The sequence below is a fragment of the Cupriavidus numazuensis genome (assembly GCF_905397435.1).
GTDB classification, from domain to species: domain Bacteria; phylum Pseudomonadota; class Gammaproteobacteria; order Burkholderiales; family Burkholderiaceae; genus Cupriavidus; species Cupriavidus numazuensis.
This window is the reverse complement of record NZ_CAJPVI010000167.1, coordinates 1-685: the sequence shown is the minus strand read 5'-3', so window position 1 is coordinate 685 and position 685 is coordinate 1. Positions and strand designations below refer to the sequence as shown.

1 protein-coding gene is annotated in these 685 nt (G+C 59.9%); it reads left to right on the top strand.

Features of this window, described 5'->3' with window-relative positions:
* Positions 1–2: 2 nt before the first annotated feature.
* On the top strand, positions 3–685 hold a 683-nt coding region (locus KHO41_RS41035), incomplete at its 3' end, for an IS701 family transposase (RefSeq protein ID WP_211958894.1).

The following is a 685-nucleotide window of genomic DNA, read 5'->3' as shown; positions in this document are numbered from 1 at the left end:
ATCTGGCAAAGTTCGATCGCTACATCGAGCACCTGTGCGCAGCGTTGGAGCATAAGGATCGAAACGCCGGATTGCAGGACTATTGTCGCGGGCTGATGCTGCCGATCCATCGCAAGAGCGTTGAACCTCTGGCAGCCCATACCGATCCGCTGCACGTCGCAGCAAAACATCAGTCACTGCATCACTTCGTAGCCAAGGCCGGATGGTCCGACGGCGCCGTGATGACGCGCGTCCGGGACTGGGTTGAGCCACACCTTGGTCTGGGCAGTGGCTGCTACTGGATCGTTGATGACACAGGATTCCCGAAGAAGGGAACGCATTCAGTTGGCGTCGCGCGCCAATACTGCGGTCAACTGGGTAAGCAGGACAACTGCCAGGTGGCGGTTAGTTTGTCGCTGGCCAGCGTTCAGGGCAGCGTTCCCGTTGGTTATCAACTGTATTTGCCCAAGGACTGGGCCACTGACCCGGTGCGCCGCAAGAAAGCTGGGGTGCCCGACGATGTGACGTTCGCTACCAAGCCGGAAATCGCTTTGGCGCAAATGCGTGAGGCGCTCGCCTCGGGCGTGCCCATGGGCGTGGTGCTGGCCGATGCCGGGTATGGCGATGAAACCGCCTTTCGTGATGGCATTACTGAACTGGGCATGCTGTATGCCGTTGGTATCAGGCCGGGAACCACGGTATGGGC